The sequence below is a fragment of the Streptomyces sp. NPDC058326 genome (assembly GCF_042879855.1).
GTDB lineage: Bacteria > Actinomycetota > Actinomycetes > Streptomycetales > Streptomycetaceae > Streptomyces.
Map to the genome: position 1 here is coordinate 22,646 of NZ_JBHVZO010000013.1, position 22,267 is coordinate 44,912.

The window sequence follows — 22,267 nt, forward strand, 5'->3', positions numbered from 1 at the left end:
CGCATGACCCCGTACCCCCATCTGCTGAGCCCGCTCGACCTCGGGTTCACCACCCTGCCCAACCGGGTGATCATGGGGTCGATGCACGTCGGCCTCGAAGAGACCGAGCACGGTTTCGAGCGTATGGCGGCCTTCTACGCCGAGCGCGCCCGCGGCGGCGTCGGCCTCATCGTCACCGGTGGCATCGCGCCCAACGACGCCGGCCGGCCCTGGGACGGCGGCGCCAAGCTCACCACCGCGGACGAGGTCGCCGAGCACCGGCTGATCACCGACGCCGTGCACGCCGAAGGCGGCAGGATCGCGATGCAGATCCTGCACTTCGGCCGGTACGCGTACCACCCCGCGCTCGTCGCGCCCAGCGCGATCAAGGCCCCGATCAGCCCCTTCGTACCGAACGAGCTGACCGACGCCGAGGTCGAGCAGACCGTCGAGGACTATGCCCGGTGCGCGGAGCTCGCCAAGGAGGCCGGGTACGACGGCGTCGAGGTGATGGGCTCCGAGGGCTACCTCATCAACGAGTTCATCGCCTCCGCCACCAACCAGCGCACCGACCGCTGGGGCGGATCCTACGAGAACCGCCTCCGCTTCCCGCTGGAGATCGTCCGGCGCATCCGCGAGCGCGTCGGCGAGGAGTTCATCCTCGTCTACCGCCTCTCCATGCTGGACCTCGTCCCCGGCGGCTCCACCCTGGGGGAGGTCGTCCGGCTCGCCAAGGAGATCGAGGCCGCCGGCGCCACCATCATCAACACCGGCATCGGCTGGCACGAGGCCCGCATCCCCACCATCGCCACCTCCGTGCCGCGCGGCGCCTACACCTGGGTGACCAAGAAGCTGATGGGCGCGGTCTCCGTGCCGCTCGTCACCAGCAACCGCATCAACACCCCCGAGGTCGCCGAGGAGATCCTCGCCGACGGCCGCGCCGACCTCGTCTCGCTGGCCCGCCCCTTCCTCGCCGACCCCGGCTTCGTCGCCAAGGCCGCCGCCGGCCGCGCCGACACCATCAACACCTGCATCGGCTGCAACCAGGCCTGCCTCGACCACACCTTCAACCTGAAGATCACCTCCTGCCTGGTCAACCCGCGCGCCTGCCACGAGACCGAACTGGTCCTCGCCCCCACCCGCCGCGCCAAGCGGATCGCCGTCGTCGGCGCGGGCCCGGCAGGCCTCTCCTGTGCCGTGTCGGCAGCCGAACGCGGCCACTCCGTGACCCTCTTCGACGCCGCCGCCGAGATCGGCGGCCAGCTGAACATCGCCAAGCGGGTCCCCGGCAAGGACGAGTTCAACGAGACGCTCCGCTATTACCGCGTCCAGCTCGCCGAACGCGGAGTCGACGTGCGCCTCGGCACTCCGGTCACGGCCGGCGACCTCGACGGCTTCGACGAGGTCGTCGTCGCCACCGGCGTCTCCCCCCGCACCCCCGCCATCGACGGCGTGGACCACCCGAGCGTCGTCAGCTACCTGGACGTGCTGCGGGACGGCGCGCCCGTCGGCGAGCGGGTCGCGATCATCGGCGCCGGCGGCATCGGTTTCGACGTCGCGGAGTTCCTGACGGACGGCGGCGAGGGCGCGAGCCAGGACCCCGAGACGTACTTCCGCCAGTGGGGCGTGGACACCTCGTACGAGAACCGGGGCGGCCTGCGCGCCCCCGAGCGCGCCGCGCCGCCGCGTCAGGTGCACCTGCTCCAGCGCAAGGAGACCAAGGTCGGAGCGGGCCTCGGCAAGACCACGGGGTGGATCCACCGCACCGAGCTCAAGCACCGGGGCGTCGCCATGGTCGCGGGCGTCTCGTACGACCGGATCGACGACGAGGGCCTGCACCTCACGATCGGCGGCGAGGCGCAGCTGCTGCCGGTCGACACGATCGTGCTCTGCGCGGGCCAGGAGCCGCGCCGGGGCCTGTACGAGGAGCTCGTGGCGGCGGGCCGCGTGGCGCACCTGATCGGCGGCGCGGACGTCGCCGCGGAGCTGGACGCCAAGCGGGCCATCGACCAGGGCACCCGGCTCGCGGCGACGCTGTGACCGCCGTGACCGTTCCGACCGGTCCGACCTCCCTGGCCGGTCCGACCGGCCGGGGGGTCGGTCCGGCCACTTCTAGGATGCGTGCATGTCACTCCCGCACGCGATCCTGACCGCGCTGCTCGAGAAACCGTCCTCCGGTCTCGAACTGACGCGCCGCTTCGACAAGTCGATCGGCTATTTCTGGTCGGCCACGCACCAGCAGATCTATCGCGAGCTCGGCAGGCTGGAGCAGGCGGGGCACATCCGTGCCCTGCCCGCCCCGGTTCCGGTGCGGGGACAGCGCAAGGAGTACGAGGTGCTGCCCGCGGGCCGCGCCGAACTGGCCACCTGGGTCGCCAGGTCCGAGGACCCGAAGCCGATGCGGGCCGCCCTGCTGCTGCGGATGCGGGCGGCCGCCGTGGTCGGCGCGGCGGGACTCCACGCGGAGCTGTCCCGCCATCTCGCCCTGCACCAGGAGCAGCTGGCGGAGTACCTCGCGATCGAGACGCGCGACTTCCCGGCGGAACGGCGCCGGTCGGAGCCGGACCGGCTGCGCCACCTCGTCCTGCGCGGTGGGATCGACATGGAGCGCTTCTGGGTGGAGTGGCTGACGAGCGCGCTGGCGGAGCTCGGGACGGAGTGACAGTGACGGCCGGGCGCGCCCGGAGCGTCACTCAGCGGTCCACGTGCGCGTGGACCGTCTTGCCGTCCGGTTCACTGCGGACGGTCAGGCTGTCGACGAGGCGCGACACGATGCCCAGGCCGAACCCGCCTTCCCTGCCCGGGTCCGGCGCCTTCGGGCGCGGCGGATCCGGGTTGTGGTCATGGACGTCGATGCCGATGCCGTCCCCCTCCAGGGCGAGGTCCAGGGTGCACTCGCCGTCGGCGTAGCGGATGGCGTTGGTGACCAGTTCGCTCACGACGAGGACCGCGGCGTTCTCGGTGGCCGGTGGCAGGGGACGGCCGGCGCGCAGGGCGTCACCGGCGAGACGGTGCACCTCCAGCCGTGCCCGGGCCGCGGCCCCAGGGCCTTTGAGGTCGTGGTGCCGGGAGACCGCCATCACGCTCGCTCCTCCTCTCTCTCCTCGGATCCGGACAGCCTCGGTCCTGGCCTCTGCCCGGATGCCCGGCATCCATGCGGCGCCGCGGCAGGCAGGCCGAAACCGTACGGCGGTGGGCGGCGTGCGGATGCCGGGACGCGACGGGGCGCGCACCGGCGTGGATACTGGGCCGTCGGAGTTCCATGACACGAAAGGGCGGGTATGGCCGACGACTTGGGGCGCCGTGCGACACGTCACGCGGTGGTCATCGGGGGAAGTCTCGCTGGGCTGCTGGCCGCACGGGTGCTGGCCGAGCACGCGGAGAAGGTGACGGTCGTCGAGCGCGACCGCCTTCCCGAGCGGCCGGAGGCCCGGCCGGGCGTGCCGCAGGGCCGGCACCTGCACGTCCTGATCGCGGGCGGGCAGCAGGCGCTCGACGAGCTGCTTCCGGGGTTCATGCAGGAGCTGCGCGAGCTCGGCGCGCCCAAGGTGGGCGTACCCGAGGACATGATCCAGTGGCAGAACGGCCGCTGGTTCCGCCGTACGCCCGCGACGGCGCACTTCTACACGGGCCCGCGCCCTCAGCTGGAGTGGCTGGTGCGGCAGCGGGTGCTCGCCGACCCGCGCATCGAGCTGGTCGAGGGCGTGGAGACGGTGGGGCTGACCGGCGACTCCTCGCGGGTCCGGGGCGTACGGCTGCGTGAGCGCGGGGCGGGGGCCGACAAGCAGCCGCGTACGCTCACGGCCGATCTGGTCGTGGACGCCTCGGGGCGGTCCACGAAGGCCCCGGACTGGCTGGCGGGCATCGGCGCCGAGGCCCCGCACGAGGAGACCCTCGACACGGGTCTCGCGTACGGCACCCGGGTCTACCGTGCTCCGGCCGGGGACCCGGGGACGGACGCCATGGGCTACTACATCGTGCCCAACCCGGCGCAGGTGTACGCCGGTGTCGTGCTGCCCCTGGGCGACGGGCGGCACCTGGTGACCCTGTCCGGGCTGCGCGGCGACGAACCGCCGACGGAGGAAGGCGCCTTCGAGGAGTACGCCAAGCGGTTGCCGCACCCGGTGGTCAGCGAGTGGCTGGCGCGGGCCGAACCGGTGTCCCCGGTGTACGGCTTCCGCAAGACCTCCAACATCCGGCGCCGGTACGACCGGCCGGGCCGCCGTCCGGCCGGATTCCTCGCCACGGGCGACGCGCTGTGCGCCTTCAACCCGATCTACGGGCAGGGGATGGCGGTCGCCGCGATCAGCGCGGTCGCGCTGCGCCGTGCGCTCGCCGACCCCCGGCGCACCCCGACCACCCGGCAGGTGCAGCGGGCGCTGCTCGACGCGTCCCGGCAGGCCTGGGACATCTCGGCGGGCGCCGACAAGAAGATGCCCGGCGCGACCGGCGACGCGGCCCGTACGGGGCCGATGGACAAGGCGGTCGGCTGGTATCTGAGCCGGGTGCAGGCGCGGGCGGCGGGCGATCCGGTGGTGGGGACGCCGTTCCGTGCGGCGCTCACCCTGACCGCCCCGCTGACGAGCCTCTTCGCGCCCGCGGTGGCGCGGGCGGTGCTGTTCGGGCCGGTCGTCGAGACTCCGGCGGAGCCGCCGCTGCGCCGCGACGCGTAGACACCGCACGTCGCGGGGCCCTCTGATCGGGGGCCCGCCGTGGAGCGGTTCAGGCGTCCGGTGCCGCGGCCAGCATGCCCGCGGCGACGGCCGCACCGAGCGCCGCGTAGTCGTCGGCGTTCTGGCCCGCGTAGGCGAGGGCGAAGTCGGCGACACCGCGGTCGAAGACGTCCGAGCCGCCGAGGTAGGCCGCGATGGCGATGCGGTCGCCGGAGCGGGCGTGTGCGCGGGCCAGGGCGCGGCCGCAGAGTCGCGCGTACCGCCGCAGCATGGCCGGGGACATGGTCTCCACCTCGGCGGAGCCTTTCATGTCGCGCAGTTGGCGCCAGTAGAAGTGGCGTTCCTCGGGGCCGGTCATCCAGCCGAGGAAGATGTCGCCGGCCGCCTGGACGAGGCGCTGGCCGCTGACGACCCTGCGGCCCTGGTGGCTGTAGGCGCTCGGCGCCAGGTAGGGCTCGAGGACGGACCGGCCGGCTTCCTTGATCTGGAGGATGAGCGGGTCGTGTTCGTCCCGCCCTTCGAGGAGGAGGACGAAGCAGCGGGTGCCGACGCTGCCGACGCCGACGACCTTGCGGGCGGCGTCGCGGAAGCGGTAGCGGTCGAGGAGGATCCGTCGTTCCTCGGCGAGCGAGCTGCGGTAGTCGCTGAAGATCTTGCCGAGCGTGACCCGGTCGAGGTCCGTGGTGCGTTCGAGGAGCGGCGGGTCGTCGACGATGTGCCGCACGCCGCTCGCGTCGGCCTCGGTGAGCTTGGCCAGGGCCTGGAGGCTGGTGCGGCGGCGGGCGCGGGCGAGCCGGTTCACGAAGCGGGCACGGTCGTCGCCGCGTACGAGGGGGACGAGGTCGTCGGCGGCGATCCGTTCGTACCAGACGGCGAGCTCGCCGAGATCCGCGAGGCGGCGCACGGCCGTCCGGTACGACTCGGCGGCCACCAGGGCCGCCCGGTGGGCCTTCGGCTTGGTGCTGCCGTTCTGGAGCGCGGCGACGGCGACGCTGGCGGCGAGCCGTTTGACGTCCCACTCGAAGGGCCCGGGGAGCGTCTCGTCGAAGTCGTTCACGTCGAAGAGCAGCGTCCGTTCGGGTGAGGCGTGGACGCCGAAGTTGAGGAGGTGGGCGTCGCCGCAGAGCTGGACGGTGAGCCCGGTGTGGCGCTGGGCGGCGAGGTCGGCGGCCATGACGGCCGCGGCGCCGCGGAAGAAGGCGAAGGGCGAGGCCGCCATCCGGCCGTACCGCAGGGGGACGAGGTCGGGCAGCCGGTCCTGTGACTGGCGTTCCAGCACGTCGATCGGGTGGGGGCGCTGGGAGCTGGGTATCCAGCGGCCGTGGGAGGAGCGGGGTACGCCCTTGCGGGCGGCCCTGCCCCGTGCGGCGCGCTCCGACGGTGTCGTCATCCGGCCTCACCCGCCTCTTCCGCCGCCGCGGTTCCGTGCCCGTCACCTGGTACCTCATTACAAGGTGCGCCGCTCGTTTCGGCCACTCTGCCGGACCGCACTGGCCAGATGGTTTAGACCAATGATAGAGATGGATCACGCACCCGACCCGTGCGGTCACGCTGAGCGAAGAGAGGGTCTGATCATGGCCGATCCCGATTACGAGGCGGCCGACGCGCCGCTCTATCTCCGGGTCGCCGCCGCGCTGCGCGAGGATCTCGCCCAGCGGCGGATCTCCCCCGGCAGCCGGCTCCCTTCGGAACGATCCCTGTCCCAGCGCTACCACGTGAACCGGCAGACCGTACGCAACGCGCTCCAGCTCCTCCGGGAGGAAAGACTCGTGGTCACCGACCGGCGCGGCACCTTCGCGGCCGCCGGGGCAGGGGGCGAGCCGGTCGTCCCGGCCCTGACGGCCCGCCGGCCGACGTTCCCGGGCGGGCCCCGCGCGGCCGACGCGCAGGTGCGGGCCTCGCTCACCTGGGAGCCGCCGCCCACCCCGCTGGCCCCGCGGCTGCTGCTCGCCCCGGGCGAGCCGACGCTCGTGCACCGGCACGTCGTGCTGGGACCGCACGGCGCGGCGCTCCAGCGGGCGGTGTCGTGGTTCTCCCGGCCGGCGCTCACCGAGATCCCCCAGCTGTCCCGGTACCGCCGGTACCGGGACAGCCGTCAGCAGCCGGATCTGCGGCTGCTCTACCACTGGATGCACCAGGCGGGGCTGCGGATCACCCACCGGGAGTCGGTCGGCGTACCGCCGGGCCCGGCGACGACGACGGCGGGCGGCTCGGCCCGGCTCGTCGTCCACCGGGTGGTGAGCGACCAGCACGGTCACGCCCTGGAGATCACGGACATCGACTTCTCGGCCCAGTCGGCGGCCTGGACGTACGAGTTCAGCGCCTGAGGCCGCGTTTCCGTCCGGGGCCGGGGCCGGGCCAGGGGCCGGGCGGAAAGGGGAGTCCGGCGCCTGAGACCGGGTCCGGGGCCCGGGCCGGGCGGAAAGGGAGTCCGGCGCCGGAGCGGGGCCCCGGACCCGTCCCTTCCCGTCAGACGATCCCCTCCGCGATCTCCGCCTCCTCGCGCGCCGTGCCGTACGCCGTCGGCGTGCCGTACGAGCGGCGGGCGACGTACCACCAGACGCTGGCCAGGACGAGGACGACGGCGAGCGCGATCACGGCGTAGTTCATGGTGTCCACCGTCACCGGGGCCTTCTGCGGCAGGCAGAACAGCACGGTGACGATCGCCACCCAGACGACGGCGGTCCAGCCGATCGGCTTGCTCCAGCGGCCCAGGCTCCACGGGCCGGGCGTGAACCGGTCCCCCGCGCGCAGCCGGAGGTAGATCGGGATGGCGTACGCCGGCGTGATGCCGATGACGTTGATCGCGGTGACGGCGCCGTAGGCCGTCGCCGAGTACAGCGAGGGCACGGCGAGCAGCGCGGCCACCGCCACCGCGAGCCAGACGGCCGGGACGGGGGTCTGGGTGCGGCCGCTGACCTTCCGCCAGATCGACGAGCCCGGCAGGGCGTTGTCGCGGCTGAAGGCGAAGACCATGCGGCTGGCCGCGGCCACCTCGGCGTTGCCGCAGAAGAGCTGGGCGACGATCACCACGAGGAGCAGGGCGGCGGCGCCGCCCGAGCCGAGCGCGTCCAGGAAGATCTGGGCGGGCGGGACGCCGGTGGCGCTGTTCTGCGTGGCGGAGTAGTCCTGGATCGCGAAGCTCAATCCGGCGAGCAGGGCGAATCCGGCGATCCAGGAGACCCAGATGGCCCGCACGATGCCCTTGGCTGCGGAGACGGAGGCGTTGGAGGTCTCCTCGGAGAGGTGGGCCGAGGCGTCGTAGCCGGAGAAGGTGTACTGGGCGAGGAGCAGGCCGATCGCGGCGACGTAGAAGGGGTTGGCCCAGCCGGTGTCGTTGACGAACTCGGTGAACACGAACTCCACGGACTGGTGCCGGTCGGGGACGAACGCGAGGGCGCCGACGATGACCGCCACGCCCGCCAGGTGCCACCAGACGCTGATCGAGTTGAGCACGCTGACCAGGCGGACGCCGAAGAGGTTCAGGACGGCGTGGAGCAGCAGGATGGCGAGGAAGATCAGGAAGGTGGAGCCCGCGGTGGGTTCGAAGCCCCACTGGAGGTTGAGGAAGGCTCCGGTGAAGAGGGCGGCTCCGTAGTCGATGCCGGCGATCGCGCCGAGCAGACCGAGCAGATTCAGCCAGCCGGTGTACCAGCCCCAGCGGCGCCCGCCGAGCCGGTCCGCCATGTAGTAGAGGGCGCCGGAGGTCGGGTAGGCGCTGGTGACCTCGGCGAGGGCGAGGCCCACGCACAGCACGAACAGGCCGACGCCGGCCCAGCCCCACAGCATGACGGCGGGGCCGCCGGTGCCCATGCCGAAGCCGTAGAGGGTCATGCATCCGGAGAGGACGGAGATGACCGAGAAGCTGATCGCGAAGTTGCCGAAGCCGCCCATGCGGCGGGCGAGGACGGGCTGGTAGCCGAGCTCTCTCAGCCGCGCCTCCTCGTCCTGCGCGGCGGGGGGAGCCTTGCGTATCGCGTCGGTGGGGGTGTCCGTGCGGGACATGGGGTTTTCCTCCGGGGACGGGGGTGAGCGGGAAGGGGGACGGCACGGGGGGGGGACACGGGGCTTGCCAGGGCTCTGCGGGGGACCCGTTCGGGGCGCGAGCCGTGGCGTTTCAGCCGCCGAGACAGCGGGCGCGGGCGCGCAGGAAGACCTCTTCGGCGAGCACGCGGTCGTCCGGACGCGGAGTCCGGTAGGCCCAGGGCAGCGTCGTGTAGTACGGGCCGAGCGACGCGAAGACCCGGGCGGCGTCGGTGAAGCGGAGGGCCCCGTAGAGGGCGTGCGCCAGGTGGTTGAGGTCGAGCAGGGAGGCCTCGTCGGTGTCGCAGAAGAGGAACCAGGTGTCGAGGGCGTGCCCGGCGTCCCGTACGGCGTCCTCGGCGACCCAGTGGAGGTCGAGGGCGCGTTCGTGGCCGCGTTCGCGCCGGTAGCGCTCGACGCGTACGTAGAGCGGGAGGGCGTGCAGGGCGGAGCCGACGGGCGCGGAGGAGGCCGCCCAGTGGGCGTAGTTGACGGCCTCGGAGAGCGGTCCGGGGCGCCGGCCGTAGACGAACTGGAGCATGCGGTGGTGCGCTTCGCGGTTGTGCGGGTCGCGCTTCTCCACCTCGGCGAGCAGACCCCAGGGCCCGGGCGGCAGCATGGGGCCCGGCGGCGAGAGCCGGTGTTCGGCCATGCGCTGGTGTTCGTCGAGGGCGGCGAGGGCGATCAGGCCCACCCAGGGCACGGGGTCCGCGGGTGCCAGGTCGGCGGCCTCGCGGCAGGCGGTCCAGGCCTCCTGCCAGAGCTCCCTGGTGCGGGTGTGGCCCGCCCGGTGGGCGCGTACGGCCCGTTCGACGGTGACGCGGCTGTGCATGATGCCGGCGGCGGGGCTTCCGGGCTGCTCGGCGCGCCACGTGTGGACGACGTCGGTGCCGGCGGCGACCGCGGCGAGAACCTGGGTGCGGCGGGTCCAGGCGTCCCAGTCGGCCGTCTCGCCGAGGAGCCGGGCCATCGCCACCCAGCGGCCGGTGCGCAAGTCCTGGACGGCGTTGCGCAGGGCGTGGTCGTGGCCCGCGGGGTGGTAGACGGGCCGGAAGCCGTGTCCGGCCATCAGGGCGTGCGTCGTGGTGTGGATGACATGGGTCCTCAGTGGATGGAGGGGGGTGGTCAGTCCCCCGGCGGGCGTCCCGGCCGTGATCGGCGATCACTATAGAGGGCACTGGATGCGACCGGTCCACTTTCCTCTGTGACCGTAACTATTCGGCCAGCGACCGAATTTGACCTACCATCAGGTAGGGTCGCGGGACCTGACGGGGTCTCCCGCGGAGGCTTGACGGAGGGCCGCCGTGGCGGCACTCTGACCCTTTTCCGTGATCGTCCGGTCACGGAACGGTCCAGGGACAGGAGCAGCACGATGACGGGCGGCCCGGTACTCGCCGTCGACCAGGGAACCTCGGGCACCAAGGCACTCGTCCTCTGTCCCGAGCGCGGAGTCATCGGCAGCGGAACGGCACCGGTACGGCCCCGCCACCTGCCGGGCGGCCTGGTCGAGGTCGACCCGCGTGAGCTGTACGACTCCGTGGTGGCCGCCGGACGGACCGCGCTCGCCGAGGCGGGCACACCCGTCGTCGCCGTGGGTCTCGCCAACCAGGGCGAGACCGTCCTCGCCTGGGACCCCGCCACCGGCGAACCGCTCACCGACGCCCTCGTGTGGCAGGACCGCAGGGCGGCCGGAGTCTGCGCCGGACTCGACGCCCACGCGGACCGGCTGCGCCACCTCACGGGGCTTCCGGTGGACCCGTACTTCGCCGCACCGAAGATGGCCTGGATCCGCCGCCACGCCACCCGCGCCGGCACCGTCACCACCAGCGACGCCTGGCTCGTCCACCGGCTCACCGGCGCCTTCGTCACCGACGCGGCGACCGCGGGACGGACCGGACTCCTCGACCTCGACACGGTCGCCTGGTCGAAGACCGCCCTCGGCCTCTACGGCCTCGACGGCGAACGGCTCCCCCAGGTCGTCGACTGCGACACGCCCGTCGGCACCACCCGCGCCTTCGGCCCGCCGCTGCCGCTCACCGGCCTGCTGGTCGACCAGCAGGCGGCCCTGCTCGCCCAGAGCGCCGACGACCCGGCCGCCGCCAAGTGCACGTACGGCACGGGCGCCTTCCTCCTCGCCCAGACCGGACCGGAGCCACGGCGCGCCGCCTCCGGCCTGGTCAGCTGTGTCGCCTGGCGGCTCGGCGGACAAGTCACCCACTGCCTGGACGGGCAGGTGTACACGGTCGCCTCGGCGGTGCGATGGCTCACCGACCTCGGCGTCATCGCGGGGGCGGCGGAGATCGACTCCGTCGGCGGCGGGGTACCGGACAGCGGCGGGGTCACCTTCGTCCCCGCGCTCGCCGGGCTCGCCGCGCCCTGGTGGCGGGGCGACGTCCGGGGCTCGCTCACCGGCCTCGGCCTCGACACCACACCGGGACATCTGGTGCGCGCGCTGTGCGAGGGCATCGCCGCGCAGGTCGTCGAGCTCGCCGCGGCCGTCGCCGCCGACCGGGGCGCGCCGCTGACCTCGCTGCGCGCGGACGGCGGGCTCACGCGGTCCGCGCTGCTCATGCAGACCCAGGCGGACCTGCTTCAACTGCCGGTGGAGGTCTCCTCCCTGCCCGACGCGACGGCGCTCGGGGTGGGCGCGGTGGCCCGGCTCGGACACGACCCGGGGCTCACGCTCCGCGAGGCCGTGCCGGAGTGGAAGCCCTCGGCGGTGTACGAGCCCCGCATCTCGGGTGACGAGGCCGCCACGCGGCTCGCCCGGTTCCGTACCGAGGTGGCGGCGCTGGTCGAGCGGGCGGGGGCGGATCCGGACGCCGCGGGAAGCCCGGCCGGCAGCTCGATCGGCACCTCCGCCGGCACCTCCGCCGGCACTCCTGCCGGCACCGACGGCTCCGGCTCCGGCTCCGGCTCCGGCTCCGGCTCCGGCTCCGGCTCCGTATGAGCGTCACCCGCAGCGGCCCCCTCCCCACCGGTGACGACGCGGCGTACGACGTCGTGGTCGTCGGCGCCGGTGTCGTCGGCGCCGCCATCGCCCGGGCGCTCGCACGCCACCCGCTGCGGGTCGCGCTCGTGGAGGCCGCGAACGACGTCGGCGACGGCACCTCGAAGGCCAACACGGCCATCCTGCACACCGGTTTCGACGCCGTCCCCGGCACCCTGGAGGCGCGCCTCGTCCGTGACGGCCACCGGCTGCTCTCGGCGTACGCACGGGAGACCGGCATACCCGTGGAGCCGCTCGGCGCCCTGCTCGTCGCCTGGGACGAGGGGCAGCGCGCCACTCTCCCCCGCCTCGCGGAGAAGGCCGCGCGCAACGGCCACCGCACGACCCGGCTGCTCTCCGCCGCCGAACTCCACGCCAGGGAACCCCACCTGGGCCAGGGGGCGCTCGCCGCGCTCGACGTGCCGGGCGAGTCGGTGATCTGCCCGTGGACGACCACCCTCGCGTACGCCACCCAGGCCGTCCGTTCCGGGGTGGCCCTGCATCTGAACTGCCGGGTGGAGAAGGTGCGTGCGGGCGATCCGTACCACCGCCTGGTGACCCGGCGCGGGGTCCTGCGGACCCGTCACCTCGTCAACGCCTGCGGACTCCACGCCGACGCCTTCGACGCGCTGCTCGGCCGCGAGGACTTCATTGTCACGCCGCGCCGCGGCCAGCTGCTCGTCTTCGACAAGTTCGCCCGCGACCTGGTACGGCACATCCTGCTGCCCGTACCCGGCCCCCTCGGCAAGGGGGTGCTCATCGCGCCGACGGTGTACGGAAACGTCATGCTCGGGCCCACCGCCGAGGACCTGGACGACAAGACCGCCACCGGCACGACGGCGGAGGGGCTCGCCGGCCTGCGCGAGCAGGGCGGCCGGATCCTCCCGGCCCTCCTCGACGAGGAGGTCACGGCCGTCTACGCGGGACTGCGGGCCGCCACCGGGCAGGACGACTACCGGATCGCCGCCCACCCCGCTCTGCGGTACGTCACGGTGGGCGGGATCCGGTCCACCGGACTCACCGCCTCCCTGGCCATCGCCGAGCACGTGCTCGGGCTGCTCGCCGACTGCGGGCTCGACCCGGGCCCCGAGCGGCCGCTCGCCCGGCTCCGGATGCCGAACCTCGGCGAGGCCTTCGCCCGCCCGTACCGCGACGCCCGGCTCATCGCCCGGGAGCCCGCGTTCGGTGCGATCGTCTGCCACTGCGAGCGGGTCACCCGCGGCGAGATCCGGGCGGCGCTCACCTCGACGATCCCGCCCGGGGGCCTCGACGGGCTGCGCCGCCGCACGCGCGCGCGTGGCGGCCGCTGCCAGGGCCATGCCTGCGGCGCCGAGGTACGGGCCCTGTTCGAGGAGTACGGGAAGGGTGCCCGGTGAACCGTACGGTCGACGTCCTCGTGGTGGGCGCGGGACCCGCCGGGCTCGCCGCGGCCGCCCGGCTCGCGGCGACGGGAGCGGGCCGCGTCGAGGTGCTGGAGCGGGAGGAGGCCGCGGGCGGGACCCCTCGGCACTGCGCCCGTACGGGATTCGGCGTGGACGCCCTCGGACGCCCCCTCGACGGTCCGGGCTACGCGCGGCGTGCGGTGCGGGCGGCACTGCGGGCCGGGGCCACCGTCCGTACGGGCGTGTCGGCGACCGGCTGGTCGGGGCCGCTCACCCTCGACCTCACCGCCCCGACCGGGCTCGAACGTGTCAGGGCCCGCGCGGTCGTCCTCGCGACCGGGGCACGCGAACGGCCCCGCAGCGCCCGGCTCGTACCGGGTTCGCGGCCCGCCGGGGTGCTGACCACGGGCGAACTCCAGCGGACGGTCCTCCGCTTCGGCGCGCGGCGGGAGCACATCGGGCGGCGGGCGGTGGTCGTCGGCGGTGACCCCGTGGCCCGCGCCGCCGTGCGGACACTGCGTACGGCCGGGGTGGACGTGGTCGCCGTCGTGACGGAAGACGCCGGTCGCCGGGCCGCGTTCGGGGCCGTTCCGGTGGTCGGCGGCGCCGTCGTGACGGAGCTCCTCGGGCGCGGCCGGCTGAGCGGGGTCGCGATCCGGGACCGGGACGGCCGTACGGGCACGCTGCGGTGTGACACCGTGGTCTTCACCGGCGACTGGATCCCGGACCACGAACTGGCCCGCGCCCGCGGCCTGCCGCTCGCCCCGGGCACCCGGGGGCCGGTGACGGACGGCGCGTTCCGCACCGCCGAGCCGGGCGTCTTCGCGGTCGGCAACGTCCTGCGCGGGGTGGAACCGGCGCCGGTGGCCGCCGCGGAGGGCCGGGCGGTGGCGGCCGCCGTACGGGAGCGGCTCGACGGAGGTCCCTGGCCCCCGGCCGGGGTGCCGGTGGTGACGGCGGGACCGCTGCGGTGGGTGACGCCCGGCCTCCTCGGCGCGGAGGCGGCGGTTCCCCTCCTTGTCCGGGCGGAGCGCCCGCTCGTACGTCCTGTGGTGACCGTCGCTCAGGACGGCGCCCCGCTGCGCCGGGAACGGCTGAGCGGGTCGCTCGCTCCCTGGCGTTCGGTACGGCTCCCGCCGCACTGGACGAGCGGCGTGGACCTCGAAGGCGGACCGGTGGTCGTCAGCGCGGAGGCGTGAGACGGGGGCGGACGTACGGGGGCCCGGCGTACGGCGGCCGGGCGTACGAAAGCCGGGCGTACGGGGGCCCGGGCCGGCGCGTGGGGCATCGGGAGCGTGCGAGTCCGGCGGCGCGCGCCGCTGCCGTGGCGACCGGACCTTCGGCGACACTGGGCGGCATGCCGGACAAGCGCAGCGCGGGTCTTCTGGTCTTCCGCCGTACGACGGACGGCGGCGTCGAGGTCCTCATCGGTCATATGGGCGGGCCCTTCTGGGCGTCCCGTGAGCAGGCGGCCTGGTCGATCCCCAAAGGGGAGTACGAGCCGGACGAGGCTCCGGAGGCGGCGGCGCGCCGCGAGTTCCAGGAGGAACTGGGGCTTCCGGCCCCCGGGGGCGAGTGGTTCGACCTCGGCGAGTCCCGGCAGCGCAACGGAAAGCTCGTCACCGTCTGGGCGGTCGAGGGCACGCTCGACCCCGGCAGGGTCGTACCCGGCACCTTCACCGTGGAGTGGCCTCCCCGGTCCGGTGTCCAGGCCGAGTTCCCGGAGATCGACCGGGTGGGCTGGTTCACGCCCGAGGCGGCCGCTCCGCTGCTCGTGGCGGGCCAGCGGGTCTTCCTCGAACGGCTCGTGGCACACCTCGGCGGGCGGGGCTGAGCCCGATTGTCAGACCCGTACGAGAGGGTGGTCAGCGCCGAACTGTCGAGAGGGAGCCCGACATGACCACGTTCACCGCAAGCGAGCGCGCGGCCGCCCAGGCGTACCTGCGGCTGCTCGAATCCACCCAGGCCGTGCTGACCGATCCACAGCTCGCCCCGTACGCGGGGGTGATGCTCACGAATCCGATGGCCGAGGCGGACGAGGCGCTCCGCGCCGCGGGCCTCGCGGGGAACGAGGACCGGCTGCTGCGGCTCGTCTCGTCCCTGCGGGCCTCCCCCGCGACCGCGTGGGGGCGGGCCGGCTGAGACGACTGTTGCCCCGCACGCGCCGTGGTTCCGTCAGCCGCCCGGCCGGACGGGGAGCGTCCGGACGCTGTTGCCGACGAAGCCGGCGTGGCGGGGGAGCTCGGTCTCCGGCGCGGCCGGGTCCAGGTCGGGGAGGCCGGTGAAGAGCGCTTCCAGGGCGATGGCCGCCTCCATCCGGGCCGGCGGCGCGCCGAGGCAGCAGTGGGGCCGTGGCCGAGCGAGAGGTGCTTCGGCGCCCCGGCGCGGGTGAGGTCGAAGCGGTCGGCGTCCGGGCCGCGGGCCTTCGTGTCCCGGCCCGCGGCGGAGTATCCGGCGAGGACCGGGGTCACCCCCGGTCCGGGCGGGCGGAGTTGTGCGGGGCGCCGGCCTCCCCGGGCGCGGTGGCGGCCCCGCCCCTGCCGAGGAGTTCGGCCAGGCCGCGGCGGGTGGCGGCCACGACGACCCGGTCCCCCGGTCCGAGGACGCGCTCGGGCCGCAGACGCCAGCCCTGGCCCCGGTCGGTGGCCGACCCGGAGGACGTGGCAGCGCCGTCCAGGGCGATGACCCGCCAGGCGCCCGCGTGGAAGGCGTCGGCCACCGTGAGTCCGTCCAGGAGCGGGTGGTCCGCGACGTCCACAGCGGCGAAGAGGAGGACCCGGCGCTCGACCGGGACGGCGCCGAGCACCTGTCGGCCCAGCATGGCGCCGGCGAAGGCGGGCGCGGCGAGGTGGGAGACGCTGCGGCTGCGGGTGAGGGCCGCGGGGTGGGCGGTACGCAGGGTGCGGAAGACGGCGGTGGCGAAGTCGTCGTCGTACAGGCGCAGGACGACCCGCAGGTCCGGGGTGACGGCGCGGGCGGAGAGGGCTGCCTCGAGGTTGGTGATGTCGACGCTGGTCAGGGCGAGGAGGGCGTGGGCGCGGTGGATCCGGGCGGCCTCCAGGACGCCCTCCTCGGTGACGTCGCCGATCACGGTGGGAACGCGCAGCCGCCGGGCGACGGCGATGCCACGGGCCTCCGGGTCGGACTCGACGCACACCACGGGGATGCCGAGCCTGCGCAGCCGGGCGAGGACGCGGGTGCCGACCTTGCCGAGTCCGAGGAGGACGACGTGCCCGGAAAGCCCCCGGGGAGGACGGCGCAGGGTGGTCGCCGTGCGGAAGGTGCCGAGGCCTTCGATGACGGCGGCGACGATCACCGGCAGCAGGAGCAGTCCCACGAACCCCGCGAGGATCTGGAGGACCTGTCGGCCGGTCGGCTCCCCGACGGCCGGATCGCCGATGGCGAAGATGTCGAGCAGCGTCAGATAGGCGGCGTGCAGCGGGTGGTCGCCGGTGGTGAGGGTGGAGGCGAGCGCGAGCCCGAGGACGGCGGCGGCCGCTCCGGCCAGGGACCAGCGCAGCCGCCGGGAGAAGAGGGAGGCGACGGGCAGCGCGGAGGCGGCGAGGCGGCCGGGCGACAGGGCCGGTCCCGCCGCCGTGACCGCTTCGAGGGTGACGGCGGCGCGGCCGGTGGCGGCGGCCACCGTCCGGTCGTCGGGCAGCAGCCGGGGCCCCTCGTCGCCGCTGCGCTCGGAGCCCTCGCAGCCCGCCGGGTCGCCGGCCGTGGCGGAGAGCAGGGCGAGCGTGCACAGGCCGGGATCGGGCGCCTCGCCCTCGGCGGGCAGCCGCTCGACGGCGTGCAGCAGCAGACCGCCCGCCTGGACCACCTTGCTGGTGCCCGCGACGGCGGCCGCGGCGAGGCCGGGAGCCGCGGTGTCGACGTCGGAGAGGACCGTGGTGGCGGCGTCGAGCTTCTCGGGGTCGAGGCCCGGTTCGACGACGGCGGCGGCCTGGTCGAGGAGGGTTTCGAGGTGTTGTCCGAGTTTGCGGTTGTAGAGGCGGATGACCAGGCGCAGCCGGGGGTTGAGGCGGCGGGCGGTGAGTGCGGCCCGGATGTTGGTCTCGTCGTCCTCGTGGACGAGGGCGAGCGCGGCGGCCCGCTCCACCCCGGCGTCCGTGAGGGCCCGGTCGTCGGCCTCCGCCGCTTCGACAACCCGGAGGGCGCCGGTGGGTTCGCCGTCCGCGCCGGCCCCCTCGGTGGGGGCCTGGGCGGAGGTGGCGCCGGCAGTCGTACGGGTGACGGCGGCGGTGACCCGCCCGAAGAGGGCCATCGCCCGGCCCGCCCGGGCGGTGGGCGTGCGCGGGGCGTCCGGCCGCTGCGGCACCAGGAGGGTGACCCGCTCGCCGTAGACCTCGTGCAGCTCGCCCGCCAGCCGGTGGGCGAGGGCGTCGTCCCCGCAGACGATCATGTGCCCGGCCGGGCCCCGGCCGGACTGCCGGTCGGACCTGAGGGCAGGCGCGGCGGAGAAGCCGCCGCCGGGTGCGCCGCCGGTGCTCCCCGGGGGCCTGGCGGGGCCGGGGACGGTCCGGGAGGTCTGCTCGACGGGGGGCGCTCCGGCGGTTCCGGCCGGAACCGCGCTGCTCTGATACGGGTGTGAGGGCACGTCACCAGCATGCCCTGCGGCACCGACAGCGGGCCGACGGTGGGCGTACCACCCGGGCGGACTCACGACGCGCCACCGTACGCCACGCCCGCTCCCCCGGTCGGCGCACTCCGATCTGCGCGTCCCGCTCCTGCTTCCTACGGTGGCTGAATGATCGTCACGTCAGCTGTCCGTCATGCCGCCGCCGGTACCGCGGCGGTGCTGTTCGTACTGCCCGTTCCGGCGGCCGCCGCGTCCCCACTCACCCCGGCCGAGTCCGTCACCTCCGTGACAGCGGCGTCCTCCGTCCTGCGGGACTCCCCGGCCGGTGCGGTCGGAGAACCCACGCCACCGGCGCGGCAGTACGTCGACCGAGCGCGGCTCGACCGGAAGGGCACGCAGGTGGAGCGGCTGGCGGGCGCGCCCGCCGTCCCGTCGGTCTCGGCGCTGTCGTGGGTGGTGGCGGACGCGTCGTCGGGCGAGGTGCTCGCCGCGCGGAACGCGCACCGCAAGCTGCCGCCGGCCAGCACTCTCAAGGCACTGTTCGCCCTGACCGCGCTCCCCCGCCACGACCCGTCCGAGCAGCACGTCGTGGCCGATTCCGAGCTGGCCGGGATCGGGGACGGCAGCAGCCTGGTCGGGGTGAAGGAGGGGTACACGTACAAGGTCTCCGACCTTTGGAACGGCGTGTTCCTCAGCTCGGGGAACGACGCGGTGCACGTCCTGGCCGCGATGAACGGCGGCTGGGAGGCGACGGCCCGCCAGATGCAGGAGAAGGCCAGGTCCTTGGGCGCCCTGGACACGCACGTGGTGTCCCCGGATGGCTACGACGCCCCGGGCCAGGTGTCCTCGGCGTACGACCTGGCGGTGTTCGGCCGGGCCGGGCTCCAGGACCCGGCGTTCACCCGGTACTGCTCGACGGCGTACGCGGACTTCCCGGCGGGCTCCTGGTCGTACGGCATCGCCAACACCAACCGGCTGCTTACGGGCGCGGACGGCGTGGCCCGCTACCCGGGGCTCATCGGGATCAAGAACGGCTACACGAGCCACGCGGGCAACACGTTGATCTCGGCGGCCCGGCGCGGCGACCGGACCCTGGTCGTCACGGTGATGAACCCCCAGGGCGGCGGCGGGCTCGCCGTCTACGAGGAGGCGCGGGAACTCCTCGACTGGGGCTTCGAGGCGGCGGGGCGGGTGCGGCCGGTGGGCTCGCTGCTTCCCGTACGGACGGAGGCGAAGGAGGCGAAGGAGGCGAAGAGGGCTTCCGGCGAGCGGGCGGTGGCGGCAGCCCGCGGCGGGAGGGCCGCGGAGCCGGACGTGCGGGCGGCGCCCCGGGCCGGGGCGGAGGCGGCCGTCGCTGCCGGCGAGGACCCGGCGGGCGAGTCCACCGCCGCCTCGGCCGGCCTTCCGCTGACCCTGGTCGGCTCGGCCTGCGCGGCGGCCGTCGCCCTGTGGGGCCACCGGCGCAGGGCGGCCCGCCGGGCGGAGTGACGCGATGCCGGGCCGGACGCCGGCGCGGCGGGTCACCGAGCGGTTCCGTGAGGCGAACGGCGACCGTCCGAGGCCCTGGCGGCCGGGCCGGATCCCTCCCCGGAGTGGCGCGCCACGCTCCACGCGCGCGTGGACGAGCTCGACGCCCTGGAACCGGCGTTCACGGACGACGACCGTCTGCGCTTCGGCGGCCCGACCTCGCGGGACAGGTGCGTGGACGCGCCGTGGGCCCTGTTCCCGTACGGCGGCCCGGCGGCGTGCCCCCGGGCCGCCCCGCCGCCCGGGCAGCCACCGATGGACCGCCGGGCCGCCTGACCTCCCGTCAGACGCCGACGTACGCGGCCAGGTGCTCGCCCGTGAGGGTGGAGCGGGCGGCCACGAGTTCGGTGGGGGTTCCCTCGAAGACGACGCGGCCGCCGTCGTGACCGGCGCCGGGGCCGAGGTCGATGATCCAGTCGGCGTGGGCCATGACGGCCTGGTGGTGCTCGACGACGATGACCGACTTGCCGGAGTCGACGAGCCGGTCGAGGAGGCCGAGCAGCTGCTCCACATCGGCGAGGTGCAGACCGGTGGTCGGCTCGTCGAGGATGTAGATTCCGCCCTTCTCGCCCATGTGCGTGGCCAGCTTGAGCCGCTGGCGCTCGCCGCCGGACAGCGTGGTCAGCGGCTGGCCGAGGCTGAGGTAGCCGAGGCCCACGTCGGCGAGCCGGGCGAGGATGCGCTGCGCGGCCGGGGTGCTCGCCTCGCCCGGGCCGAAGAACTCCAGGGCCTCGGTCACGGGCATCGCGAGCACCTCGCTGATGTCACGGCCGCCGAGCAGGTAGGCGAGTACGGCCGCCTGGAATCGCTTGCCCTCGCAGTCCTCGCAGGTGGAGGAGACGCCGGCCATCATCCCGAGGTCGGTGTAGATGACGCCCGCGCCGTTGCATGTGGGGCAGGCGCCCTCCGAGTTGGCGCTGAACAGCGCTGGCTTCACGCCGTTGGCCTTGGCGAACGCCTTTCGGATCGGGTCGAGCAGCCCGGTGTACGTGGCCGGGTTGCTGCGGCGGGAGCCGCGGATCGGGCTCTGGTCGATCGAGACGACGTCCTCGCTCGGGCGGATCGACCCGTGCACGAGCGAGCTCTTGCCGGAGCCGGCGACGCCGGTGACGACGGCGAGGACCCCGAGCGGGATGTCGACGTCGACGTTCCGCAGGTTGTGCGTGGCCGCGCCCCGGATCTCCAGGGTGCCGGTCGGCTTCCGGACCTCGTCCTTGACGGCGGCCCGGTCGTCGAGGTGGCGGCCGGTGACGGTGTCCGCGGCCCGCAGCCCGTCGAGTGTGCCCTCGTAGCAGACGGTGCCGCCCGCCGTGCCGGCTCCGGGTCCGAGGTCGACGACGTGGTCGGCGATCGCGATCGTCTCCGGCTTGTGCTCCACGACGAGCACCGTGTTGCCCTTGTCGCGCAGCTGGAGCAGCAGGTCGTTCATCCGCTGGATGTCGTGCGGGTGGAGACCGATGGTGGGCTCGTCGAAGACGTAGGTGACGTCGGTGAGCGAGGAGCCGAGGTGCCGGATCATCTTGACGCGCTGAGCCTCGCCGCCGGAGAGCGTGCCTGCCGGCCGGTCGAGGGAGAGATAGCCGAGGCCGATCTCCACGAACGAGTCGAGGGTCAGCTGGAGCGCGGTGAGCAGCGGCGCCACCGAAGGCTCCTTGAGGCCGCGTACCCAGGTGGCCAGGTCGCTGATCTGCATCGCGCAGGCGTCGGCGATGCTGATCCGCTTGATCTTGGAGGCCCTGGCGCCCTCGGCGAGCCGGGTGCCGTCGCACTCGGGGCAGGTGGTGAAGGTCACGGCCCGCTCGACGAACGCTCTGATGTGCGGCTGCATCCCCTCCTTGTCCTTGGCGAGGAACGACTTCTGGATCCTCGGGATCAGCCCTTCGTACGTCATGTTGATGCCCGCGATCTTCATGCGGGTCGGCTCGTGGTGGAGGAAGGCGTGCAGTTCCCTCTTGGTGTACTTGCGGATCGGCTTGTCGGCGTCGACGAGGCCGGACTCGCTGTAGAGCCGGTAGTTCCAGCCGCCCTGGGTGTAGCCGGGGATGGTGAGCGCGCCCTCGGCGAGCGACTTGGTGTCGTCGTAGAGCTGGGTGAGGTCGATGTCGGAGACGGAGCCCCGGCCTTCGCATCGCGGGCACATGCCGCCGGTGCGGTTGAAGGTGGCCTTCACGGCCTTCTTGTCGCCGACCTCGACGGTGATCGCTCCGCTGGCCCGGACCGAGGGGACGTTGAAGGCGTACGCGCTGGGCGGGCCGATGTGCGGCTTGCCGAGGCGGCTGAAGAGGATGCGGAGCATCGCGTTGGCGTCGGTGGCGGTGCCCACCGTGGAGCGCGGGTCGGCGCCCATCCGCTGCTGGTCGACGATGATCGCGGTGGTCAGCCCGTCGAGTACGTCGACCTCGGGCCGTGCCAGGGTCGGCATGAAACCCTGGACGAAGGAGCTGTACGTCTCGTTGATCAGCCGCTGCGACTCCGCGGCGATCGTGTCGAAGACGAGGGAGCTCTTGCCCGAGCCGGAGACGCCCGTGAAGACCGTGAGCCGGCGCTTCGGGATCTCGATGCTGACGTCCTTGAGGTTGTTCTCCCGCGCGCCGTGCACGCGGATCAGGTCGTGCCGGTCGGCCGGGTGCGGCGGCTGCCTGTCCGTCCTGGGGGCCTTGCTCATCATCTCTCCAGCTGTCGCACGGGGTTCCTGGCTGTCACGCTAGTGGCGGCCGGGCGGCGACGCTTCTCACATCCTGATCGATCCCGGGTTCCGGGTCCGCGGGTTCGGCGTGCTTTGGTGTGGTTCGGCGCGGTTCGGTGCGGTTCGGAGTGGTCGGTGCGGTTCGGAGTGGTCGGCGCGGTTTCAGTGCGGTTCAGGCCCCCGGGAGGCCTTCCAAGGCCTGCCGGGACGGCGGGCGGGTTCCGGCCACATAGCGTTCGGCGGCGTGGACGGCCTCGCGGGCGGTGCGTTCTCCCATCAGGACGCACAGGGTGTACGCCGTGTCCTCGAAGCGCCGGCGCGCCGACAGGTCGCACGGCCTGGCCAGCACGGTCCGCTCCTGCGCGCGGTAGTGCCGGAGCAGCCGGTCGACCGTGTTCCTGTCGGGCAGCAGCATGGGGTCCT

17 protein-coding genes and 2 pseudogenes are annotated in these 22,267 nt (G+C 74.1%); 11 read left to right on the forward strand and 8 right to left on the reverse strand.

The window, feature by feature from the left end:
- The first annotated feature begins 3 nt into the window (after window positions 1–3).
- Together ACFVYX_RS23140 and ACFVYX_RS23145 are read left to right on the forward strand one after the other, a co-directional pair.
- Window positions 4–2,019: an FAD-dependent oxidoreductase gene (locus ACFVYX_RS23140; protein WP_389683333.1), complete on the forward strand. Its 2,016-nt coding sequence runs from the start codon at window positions 4–6 to the stop codon at window positions 2,017–2,019.
- An 85-nt stretch (window positions 2,020–2,104) separates the two neighbouring features.
- Complete coding sequence (locus tag ACFVYX_RS23145) at window positions 2,105–2,641, forward strand: PadR family transcriptional regulator (protein WP_389683334.1); 537 nt, start codon at window positions 2,105–2,107, stop codon at window positions 2,639–2,641.
- Between the two features lie 31 nt (window positions 2,642–2,672).
- On the opposite strand, the gene ACFVYX_RS23150 is transcribed toward ACFVYX_RS23145, so the two are convergent.
- Window positions 2,673–3,059: an ATP-binding protein gene (locus ACFVYX_RS23150; protein WP_389683335.1), complete on the reverse strand. Its 387-nt coding sequence runs from the start codon at window positions 3,057–3,059 to the stop codon at window positions 2,673–2,675.
- A 201-nt stretch (window positions 3,060–3,260) separates the two neighbouring features.
- On the opposite strand from ACFVYX_RS23150, the gene ACFVYX_RS23155 reads away from it, so the two are divergent.
- Entirely contained in the window at window positions 3,261–4,652 is a 1,392-nt protein-coding gene (locus ACFVYX_RS23155; protein ID WP_389683336.1) for an NAD(P)/FAD-dependent oxidoreductase, read from the forward strand.
- Between the two features lie 49 nt (window positions 4,653–4,701).
- On the opposite strand, the gene ACFVYX_RS23160 is transcribed toward ACFVYX_RS23155, so the two are convergent.
- Window positions 4,702–6,042 (reverse strand): DUF2252 domain-containing protein, encoded by a 1,341-nt coding sequence (locus ACFVYX_RS23160; RefSeq protein WP_389683337.1) that lies wholly within the window; start codon window positions 6,040–6,042, stop codon window positions 4,702–4,704.
- 184 nt (window positions 6,043–6,226) lie between these two features.
- Between ACFVYX_RS23160 and ACFVYX_RS23165 the strand changes: the two genes are divergently transcribed.
- Complete coding sequence (locus ACFVYX_RS23165) at window positions 6,227–6,979, forward strand: GntR family transcriptional regulator (RefSeq protein WP_389683338.1); 753 nt, start codon at window positions 6,227–6,229, stop codon at window positions 6,977–6,979.
- 142 nt (window positions 6,980–7,121) lie between these two features.
- Here ACFVYX_RS23165 and ACFVYX_RS23170 read toward each other — a convergent pair whose 3' ends face one another.
- Window positions 7,122–8,657 carry an amino acid permease gene (locus ACFVYX_RS23170; RefSeq protein ID WP_389683339.1) on the reverse strand — a complete coding sequence of 512 codons (1,536 nt, stop codon included), beginning with the start codon at window positions 8,655–8,657 and terminating at the stop codon, window positions 7,122–7,124.
- A 112-nt stretch (window positions 8,658–8,769) separates the two neighbouring features.
- Window positions 8,770–9,744 (reverse strand): hypothetical protein, encoded by a 975-nt coding sequence (locus tag ACFVYX_RS23175; protein ID WP_389683340.1) that lies wholly within the window; start codon window positions 9,742–9,744, stop codon window positions 8,770–8,772.
- Between the two features lie 303 nt (window positions 9,745–10,047).
- Here ACFVYX_RS23175 and ACFVYX_RS23180 point away from each other — a divergent pair, with 303 nt between their 5' ends.
- The 5 genes from ACFVYX_RS23180 to ACFVYX_RS23200 all read left to right on the forward strand — a co-directional run bounded on the left by ACFVYX_RS23180 (window position 10,048) and on the right by ACFVYX_RS23200 (window position 15,188).
- A complete protein-coding gene (locus tag ACFVYX_RS23180) occupies window positions 10,048–11,625 on the forward strand; it encodes an FGGY family carbohydrate kinase (RefSeq protein ID WP_389683341.1) in 1,578 nt (525 codons plus the stop codon).
- Window positions 11,622–13,040, forward strand: coding sequence for an FAD-dependent oxidoreductase (locus ACFVYX_RS23185; RefSeq protein ID WP_389683342.1), 1,419 nt, complete (start codon window positions 11,622–11,624; stop codon window positions 13,038–13,040). Before ACFVYX_RS23180 ends, ACFVYX_RS23185 begins: the two co-directional genes overlap by 4 nt.
- The gene (locus ACFVYX_RS23190; RefSeq protein WP_389683343.1) at window positions 13,037–14,245 is read left to right on the forward strand and encodes an FAD-dependent oxidoreductase; all 1,209 of its coding nucleotides are present in this window, start codon (window positions 13,037–13,039) and stop codon (window positions 14,243–14,245) included. Before ACFVYX_RS23185 ends, ACFVYX_RS23190 begins: the two co-directional genes overlap by 4 nt.
- Window positions 14,246–14,403: 158 nt before the next feature.
- The gene (locus tag ACFVYX_RS23195; RefSeq protein ID WP_389683344.1) at window positions 14,404–14,880 is read left to right on the forward strand and encodes an NUDIX domain-containing protein; all 477 of its coding nucleotides are present in this window, start codon (window positions 14,404–14,406) and stop codon (window positions 14,878–14,880) included.
- Between the two features lie 62 nt (window positions 14,881–14,942).
- The gene (locus ACFVYX_RS23200) at window positions 14,943–15,188 is read left to right on the forward strand and encodes a hypothetical protein (protein ID WP_389683345.1); all 246 of its coding nucleotides are present in this window, start codon (window positions 14,943–14,945) and stop codon (window positions 15,186–15,188) included.
- 33 nt (window positions 15,189–15,221) lie between these two features.
- On the opposite strand, the pseudogene ACFVYX_RS23205 reads toward ACFVYX_RS23200, so the two are convergent.
- Both ACFVYX_RS23205 and ACFVYX_RS23210 read right to left on the reverse strand, forming a co-directional pair.
- Window positions 15,222–15,523, reverse strand: a pseudogene (locus tag ACFVYX_RS23205) (cytochrome P450); the annotation flags it as partial.
- Window positions 15,514–17,454: an NAD-binding protein gene (locus ACFVYX_RS23210; RefSeq protein WP_389683515.1), complete on the reverse strand. Its 1,941-nt coding sequence runs from the start codon at window positions 17,452–17,454 to the stop codon at window positions 15,514–15,516. The pseudogene ACFVYX_RS23205 and the gene ACFVYX_RS23210, both read right to left, overlap by 10 nt.
- A 345-nt stretch (window positions 17,455–17,799) precedes the next feature.
- On the opposite strand from ACFVYX_RS23210, the gene ACFVYX_RS23215 reads away from it, so the two are divergent.
- Window positions 17,800–19,119: a D-alanyl-D-alanine carboxypeptidase family protein gene (locus ACFVYX_RS23215; RefSeq protein WP_389683346.1), complete on the forward strand. Its 1,320-nt coding sequence runs from the start codon at window positions 17,800–17,802 to the stop codon at window positions 19,117–19,119.
- Window positions 19,120–19,209: 90 nt separating this feature from the next.
- Window positions 19,210–19,434, forward strand: a pseudogene (locus ACFVYX_RS23220) (DUF6058 family natural product biosynthesis protein); the annotation flags it as partial.
- 7 nt (window positions 19,435–19,441) lie between these two features.
- On the opposite strand, the gene ACFVYX_RS23225 reads toward ACFVYX_RS23220, so the two are convergent.
- Together ACFVYX_RS23225 and ACFVYX_RS23230 are read right to left on the reverse strand one after the other, a co-directional pair.
- Window positions 19,442–21,823, reverse strand: a complete 2,382-nt coding sequence (locus ACFVYX_RS23225) for an ATP-binding cassette domain-containing protein (RefSeq protein WP_389683347.1) — start codon at window positions 21,821–21,823, stop codon at window positions 19,442–19,444.
- Window positions 21,824–22,016: 193 nt separating this feature from the next.
- Window positions 22,017–22,259, reverse strand: coding sequence for a DUF5133 domain-containing protein (locus ACFVYX_RS23230; protein ID WP_389683348.1), 243 nt, complete (start codon window positions 22,257–22,259; stop codon window positions 22,017–22,019).
- Between the last annotated feature and the right edge of the window lie 8 nt (window positions 22,260–22,267).

What these genes read in the sequence shown, in the direction of transcription:
- ACFVYX_RS23210 (WP_389683515.1), bottom strand. Translation starts at nt 17,454, where the DNA reads ATGATCGTCTGCGGGGACGACGCCCTCGCCCACCGGCTGGCGGGCGAG.
- ACFVYX_RS23170 (WP_389683339.1), bottom strand. Translation starts at nt 8,657, where the DNA reads ATGTCCCGCACGGACACCCCCACCGACGCGATACGCAAGGCTCCCCCC.
- ACFVYX_RS23185 (WP_389683342.1), top strand. Translation starts at nt 11,622, where the DNA reads ATGAGCGTCACCCGCAGCGGCCCCCTCCCCACCGGTGACGACGCGGCG.
- ACFVYX_RS23150 (WP_389683335.1), bottom strand. Translation starts at nt 3,059, where the DNA reads ATGGCGGTCTCCCGGCACCACGACCTCAAAGGCCCTGGGGCCGCGGCC.
- ACFVYX_RS23180 (WP_389683341.1), top strand. Translation starts at nt 10,048, where the DNA reads ATGACGGGCGGCCCGGTACTCGCCGTCGACCAGGGAACCTCGGGCACC.
- ACFVYX_RS23225 (WP_389683347.1), bottom strand. Translation starts at nt 21,823, where the DNA reads ATGAGCAAGGCCCCCAGGACGGACAGGCAGCCGCCGCACCCGGCCGAC.
- ACFVYX_RS23200 (WP_389683345.1), top strand. Translation starts at nt 14,943, where the DNA reads ATGACCACGTTCACCGCAAGCGAGCGCGCGGCCGCCCAGGCGTACCTG.
- ACFVYX_RS23155 (WP_389683336.1), top strand. Translation starts at nt 3,261, where the DNA reads ATGGCCGACGACTTGGGGCGCCGTGCGACACGTCACGCGGTGGTCATC.
- ACFVYX_RS23175 (WP_389683340.1), bottom strand. Translation starts at nt 9,744, where the DNA reads ATGGCCGGACACGGCTTCCGGCCCGTCTACCACCCCGCGGGCCACGAC.
- ACFVYX_RS23215 (WP_389683346.1), top strand. Translation starts at nt 17,800, where the DNA reads ATGATCGTCACGTCAGCTGTCCGTCATGCCGCCGCCGGTACCGCGGCG.
- ACFVYX_RS23165 (WP_389683338.1), top strand. Translation starts at nt 6,227, where the DNA reads ATGGCCGATCCCGATTACGAGGCGGCCGACGCGCCGCTCTATCTCCGG.
- ACFVYX_RS23145 (WP_389683334.1), top strand. Translation starts at nt 2,105, where the DNA reads ATGTCACTCCCGCACGCGATCCTGACCGCGCTGCTCGAGAAACCGTCC.
- ACFVYX_RS23140 (WP_389683333.1), top strand. Translation starts at nt 4, where the DNA reads ATGACCCCGTACCCCCATCTGCTGAGCCCGCTCGACCTCGGGTTCACC.
- ACFVYX_RS23230 (WP_389683348.1), bottom strand. Translation starts at nt 22,259, where the DNA reads ATGCTGCTGCCCGACAGGAACACGGTCGACCGGCTGCTCCGGCACTAC.
- ACFVYX_RS23160 (WP_389683337.1), bottom strand. Translation starts at nt 6,042, where the DNA reads ATGACGACACCGTCGGAGCGCGCCGCACGGGGCAGGGCCGCCCGCAAG.
- ACFVYX_RS23195 (WP_389683344.1), top strand. Translation starts at nt 14,404, where the DNA reads ATGCCGGACAAGCGCAGCGCGGGTCTTCTGGTCTTCCGCCGTACGACG.